The 5,620-nt window shown below is 60.6% G+C and carries 4 protein-coding genes; 3 read left to right on the top strand and 1 reads right to left on the bottom strand.

The genetic code is table 11. From position 1 onward, the window contains the following. The coding region (locus BFR47_RS14265; RefSeq protein ID WP_071473695.1) for an alkaline phosphatase D family protein at positions 1-1,565 on the bottom strand (1,565 nt) is incomplete at its 3' end. A 474-nt stretch (positions 1,566-2,039) separates the two neighbouring features. Here BFR47_RS14265 and BFR47_RS14260 point away from each other — a divergent pair. The 3 genes from BFR47_RS14260 to BFR47_RS14250 all read left to right on the top strand — a co-directional run bounded on the left by BFR47_RS14260 (position 2,040) and on the right by BFR47_RS14250 (position 5,519). After that, positions 2,040-2,954, top strand: a complete 915-nt coding sequence (locus tag BFR47_RS14260) for a DNA replication terminus site-binding protein (protein ID WP_071473694.1) — start codon at positions 2,040-2,042, stop codon at positions 2,952-2,954. Between the two features lie 76 nt (positions 2,955-3,030). Next, positions 3,031-4,233, top strand: a complete 1,203-nt coding sequence (locus BFR47_RS14255; RefSeq protein WP_071473693.1) for a Bcr/CflA family multidrug efflux MFS transporter — start codon at positions 3,031-3,033, stop codon at positions 4,231-4,233. 95 nt (positions 4,234-4,328) lie between these two features. After that, positions 4,329-5,519 (top strand): amino acid aminotransferase, encoded by a 1,191-nt coding sequence (locus tag BFR47_RS14250; protein ID WP_071473692.1) that lies wholly within the window; start codon positions 4,329-4,331, stop codon positions 5,517-5,519. Positions 5,520-5,620 lie beyond the last annotated feature (101 nt).

Below are 5,620 nucleotides of genomic sequence, written 5' to 3'. Positions count from 1 at the left end.
TATACAAGCGCATCTTCGGCATTATCTGAGCAATAAAAATGAGGGGATCTCTGAGGGGTAAACAGGGTTTGGTTGTTGAGATCCTTGAGGATGACGGTCATGGCCCGGCTGTCGGCGTCTATGTCCACCTGGCCAAAGAACTGCAAGCCGGCCAGGGGCGACAGGTTTTGGGTGGCGGGTGACTTTTCAAAGATCACCTGCAGGCCAAAGGTGTCGTCCACCTTGCCGGGGCCGAAGCTGCCGGCATTCAACGGCCCGGACACAAATTCCCAGAACGGCGTAAAGTCGCTGAAGCCGGCCCTGGCCGGATCGTAATAGTGCGCCGCCGTGTAGTGCACATCGGCGGTAAACCACACCACATTCTCAATGCCCGCCTCCTTGATGCCCTTGAGCAACCGGGCAATTTCCAGCTCCCTGCCCTTTGCCGAGCCGTGGTCGCCGTTGGCCACCGCCTCCCACTTGCTTTCGCCATCGGCGACCTGCAGGCCCAGCGGCATGTCGCAGAACACCGCCTTCCAGGTCGCAGTTGAGGCTTTCAGTTGCGCCAGCAGCCAGTCCACCTGGGTTCCTCCCAGAATGGCGGTATCTGCACCGGGTTTTGTTTGCAGGTTTTTAGAGTTGGGGCCACAGTAAGAGCGCATGTCGAGCACAAAGCGGTCCAGCAGCGGGCCGAACGGCAGGCTGCGATAGATTTGCTCGCTGCCTTCGGGGCCGCTGCGGCGGATGGGCGCGTAGTCGAAAAAGGCGCGAGTGGCGCGGGCCTGCAACAGGGTGGCGCTTTTTACCTGATAGCGGGCATCGCCGGTAAGGTCTTTTGAGGCAGAATAGTTGTTCACCACTTCGTGATCGTCCCACTGCCAGATTTGCGCTACTTTGCTGTTGAACAGCCGCAGGTTCTCGTCCATCAGGTTATAGCGATAGCGACCCCTAAATTCGTTGAGGGTTTCGGCCACCTTGCTGACCTCGGGCGTGACCCGGTTCTTCCATACTTTGCCGTCTTCCACCTCAATGCGCTCGGGGATGGGGCCATCGGCATAGATGTTGTCGCCGCTGTGCACGAAAAAGTCGGGCTCCTGCTCGGCCATGGTGCGGTAAATGGTCATGCCACCCACTTCCGGGTTAATACCATAACCCTGCCCGGCGGTATCGCCGGACCAGAGAAAGCGCACCGGGCCTGCGGCGATGGGCGCCGTCATAAAGCTGCCAGTCACCCACTCGGACCATTCGCCATTGCCGGCATCGCTGTAACCCACCCGCACATGAATGCGCCGACCGGCGGGCAGGCCGGTCAGCTCCACCCGGCTGGTGAAGTCGCTGGGAGAAAGCGCCCAGGGGCCGCGTACTCGCCTGGGCCGGGCAAAGCTTTGGTCGGTGTCCCACTCCACCCACATACGTGCCGGCCGATCGCTGCGGCCCCACACAATGGCGCTGTTGGCAAGCACGTCGCCAATCTGAATACCGCTTTGCTGCTGCGGCTGGCCGGTGGCCGCCATGGCCGGCGCCTTGCTTAGCAGCAGGCCACCGCCCATCACCGCCATGCCCTGAATAAAGTCGCGTCGTTTCATGTCACCCTCTGCTTCAACCAGAAAAAGGCCACTCTAGAAGCCGAAAATGAAAGTCGGGTAAAGATTGGATGACGAATTGAAGACAATGATGGGCAACCGTGAGTCGAATAGAGCAAAACAGCGCGAACCGGCCGCCACTCTATCGTGTCCGGGCACTCAACATAAAATTCGTAACACAGTTCTTTATGTAAAATAAAATCACCATGGGAGGGGCTCACTGAGCCTGCAGTCTCACCGTTCTGCGCGATGGATCATGGATTCCCGCCTTCGCGGGAATGACAAAAGAGGGCACTGGAATGACAAAAGAGAATGCGGGAGTGACAAAAGTGGGAACTGGAGTGAATAGAGAGGGTGCGAGAATGACGACAGCCTCCCAGCCCGTATGCCGCATTCTTGTTCTGCACAACGCGCAGTTGCGTCAGGGTTGGCCGGCTGCTACATTCAGAGTCACTTCATGTATGTTGGCATAATATTATGTTTACTCCTGCGGCCCGACTGCGTCATACCTTTTCCGAACTCGAAGCCGCCATGGCGGCGCTGTCCGATCTGATCACCCAGGCGGCCGACACGGCGCCGGTCAATGCCTGCTGCTTTCCCCTGCCCGATGTGGCCAGCGGCGACGAGCACGAGCCGGTCACGCACATCGAGGTGGCCCGGCTCGATGGGGCTGCGGCCATCACGGCCACGCTCGACGGCTATCGCCAGTGGTTTATCCGCCCCGGTTGTTCCACCAAGGCCAGCTTTCGTCTGCCCGGTTATCTGGTGTTGCCGGCGACCCTCAAACCGGAGCTGCAAGCACTGACGGAAGACATCAACCGGCTCAAGGGGGAATTCAAGGCCCAGGTGCAGGAGGCCGAGAGCCGGGACCAGAAGTTTGCCCTGGTGCACGACACCCTGCCCGGCCTCATCACCCTGCAGGTCTACCGCCAGCTGGTATTGCTGCCGCACCCGGTGTCGCGGCTGGGCTTTACCTGGGCCAACAAGCAGATCATCCAGAAAATCGACAAGGACAAGCTGGTCAAACAGCTCACCGACGCCCGGCTCTCGCCCCCGCCGCTGACCGACGCCCAGACCTGGCTGCAGTGTGTGGATCGGGAAATCTACGACGTGAAGCGGCTGCCACCGGGCGTCGAGCTGCGTCTGCGCCGGCCGGTCAAGACCCACCCCATGGTCAATGTACGCTGGCGCGAAGACATCAGCCCGCGTCAGCAACAGGTCAAGGCGCACCTGCCACTGTTGCTGTGCCAGGACGAGTTACCGGCGGTCACCGCACTGGGCAACTACCCGCCCGCCACCACCCGCAAACGGCGGGCCGCCCGCATCACCGACGAGCCGCTGATCCCCCGGTTGCATATCTATCCCTACCGGCCGGACAACACCAAGCCGTAAGCGGGACGTCACCTCCTTTGCATGAGAATCATTATCATGTTTAAATCGGGCTCACCTGTTATCGTCGGATGAATCCATGGGCCTGCCCCTTTCACTGCTGCTGTTGCTTGCCAGTCTCGCCGGGCTGACGCCCCTTGCCATCGACATGTATCTGCCCAGCCTGCCCACCATAGCGCGCGATTTGGGGGTCCCGGTGGCCCAGGCTCAGCTCACCATCGGCGTATTTCTGGCTGGTTTCGCCCTCGGCCAGCTGTTCTACGGCCCCCTGGCCGATGCGGTGGGTCGCAAGCCGGTGATGCTGGGTGGTCTGACCCTGTTTACCCTGGCAAGCCTGGGTTGCGCCAGTGCCAATAGCATCGAAGCACTGATGGCTTTTCGTCTGCTGCAGGCCATCGGCGGCGCCGCCGGCTCGGTGGTGCTCAATGCCCTGTTGCGGGACATGTTCGAACGGGACATGTTCGCCCGGGTCATGTCGATGGTGATCCTGGTGATGACCCTGGCGCCACTGCTGGCCCCTCTGATTGGCGGCTATCTGCTGCTGATCGCCCACTGGCACAGCATCTTCATCCTGCTGGCCATCATCGGCCTGCTGGTGACCATGGCGCTGGCCATCAGGATTCCCGAAACCCTCAGGCCGGAATTGCGCCAGCCGTTCCGGCTGCTGCCGGTGCTGCAGAACTACGGCAAGGTACTGCGCCACCGGGCCGCGCTGGGGTACATTCTGTGCGGCGCCCTCACCACCGCCTCCATGTTCGCCTTTATTTCCGGCTCGCCGCTGGTGTATATCGAACTGTTCGGGGTGCCGGCCGAACACTACGGCTGGTTGTTCGGCATGAATATCCTGCTGATGATGGTGCTGACCTTCGCCAACAGCCGGCTGGTCAAAACCCTGGGCAGCGATCGGCTGCTCAAAACCGGTCTCACCGTGGCCTCCGTGGCCGCCATCGGCTTACTGATCAATGCCGCCACCGGTATGGGCGGTCTCTGGGGCATAGTGATACCGGTGATGCTGCTGATTGCCCAGATAAGCCTGGTAGGCGCCAATGCCATGGCCGGACTGCTCAGCCATTTTCCCGAGGCCGCCGGCACCGCCTCGGCCCTGGCCGGTACCACCCGCTTCGGTCTGGGCGCGGTGGCCACCTTCGCCGTCAACGCCAGCCATGTTCCCTCGGCATTACCGATGGCACTGGTCATGACGCTTTGTACCTGGGGGGCACTGGCCGGTTACTGGCTGCTGATCCACCCGGTACTGACCGGATCGGCCCGGATTCCGCAGTAAAAGCCGTTTTTTAATGGCGGCGCAAATGTTATAACTAGAGGCTGTCGCAGCCTGCGACCCGAAGACACTCATTATTACAAGGAATTAACAATACTATGTTTGAGAAGGTCACTGCTGCACCGGTAGACCCCATCCTGGGCCTGACCGATGCTTTCCGCAACGATCCCCGCACCGACAAAATCAACCTGGGCGTGGGCATCTATAAAGACGAAGCCGGCCAGACTCCGGTACTGCGCTGCGTGAAAAAAGCCGAAGCCCGCCTGGTGCAAGAGCAAACCACCAAGAACTATCTCAGCATAGAAGGCATCGAGGCCTATGGCCGCGTGGTGCAACAACTGCTGTTTGGCGCCGACTCCGCCATTATCGCCAGCCAGCGCGCCCGCACCGCTCAGGCGCCGGGTGGTACCGGTGCCCTGCGCATCGCCGGTGAGTTTATCGCTCGCCAGCTCGACACCAACACCATCTGGATCTCCAACCCCACCTGGGCCAACCACCGTGCCGTGTTTACCGCCGCCGGGCTGGAAGTGAAAGAGTACGGCTACTACAACGCCGAGACCAAGGATCTGGACTTTGACGCCATGCTGGCCGATCTGGCCCATGTCAAGGCCGGTGACGTGGTACTGCTGCACGGCTGCTGCCACAACCCGACCGGTATCGATCCTACTGCCGAGCAGTGGGAGCAGCTGGCCAAGCTGTCTGCCGAAAAAGGCTGGCTGCCGCTGTTCGACTTCGCCTACCAGGGTTTTGCCAAGGGCATCGAAGAAGACGCCTACGGCCTGCGGGTGTTTGCCGAGCACAATGTCGAGCTGCTGATTGCCAGCTCTTTCTCCAAGAACTTCGGCATGTACAACGAGCGCGTGGGTGCCTTCACCCTGGTTGCCAAAGACGCCGACACCGCCAACACCTCGTTCAGCCAGGTGAAAGGCATTATCCGCGCCAACTACTCCAACCCGCCGTCTCATGGTGCCAACGTGGTGGCCATCGTTGCCAACGACCCCGAGCTGTATCAGGACTGGCTGGCAGAACTGGCCGAAATGCGCGACCGCATTCAGGAAATGCGTACCCTGTTCGTGGAAAAGCTGTCCAGCCGCGGCGTCGATAAAGACTTCAGCTTCATCGCCCGTCAGAACGGCATGTTCTCCTTCTCCGGTCTGAGCAAGGAACAGGTTACCCGCCTGAAGGACGAATTCGGCATCTACATCGTCGGCTCCGGCCGCATCAGTGTGGCCGGCATCACCAAGTCGAACATCGACGCCCTGTGTGACGGTATCGCCGCCGTTCTCTGACCGCTAAAAGTCGGATAACCCGCGCAAACACAAAGGCCCCGCATCGCCAAGCCATTCCCCTTTCGTGTGCATGGCTTGAGGCGGGGAAAATGGGCGACGTA

The organism is Oceanisphaera psychrotolerans (assembly GCF_001870485.1).
GTDB lineage: Bacteria > Pseudomonadota > Gammaproteobacteria > Enterobacterales > Aeromonadaceae > Oceanimonas > Oceanimonas psychrotolerans.
Note: the sequence above shows the minus strand (reverse complement) of the source record. Positions and strands in the feature narration are given on the sequence as shown.

Coding starts and splice junctions, on each gene's coding strand:
- BFR47_RS14260 (WP_071473694.1), top strand. CDS start 2,040: ATGTTTACTCCTGCGGCCCGACTGCGTCATACCTTTTCCGAACTCGAA.
- BFR47_RS14255 (WP_071473693.1), top strand. CDS start 3,031: ATGGGCCTGCCCCTTTCACTGCTGCTGTTGCTTGCCAGTCTCGCCGGG.
- BFR47_RS14250 (WP_071473692.1), top strand. CDS start 4,329: ATGTTTGAGAAGGTCACTGCTGCACCGGTAGACCCCATCCTGGGCCTG.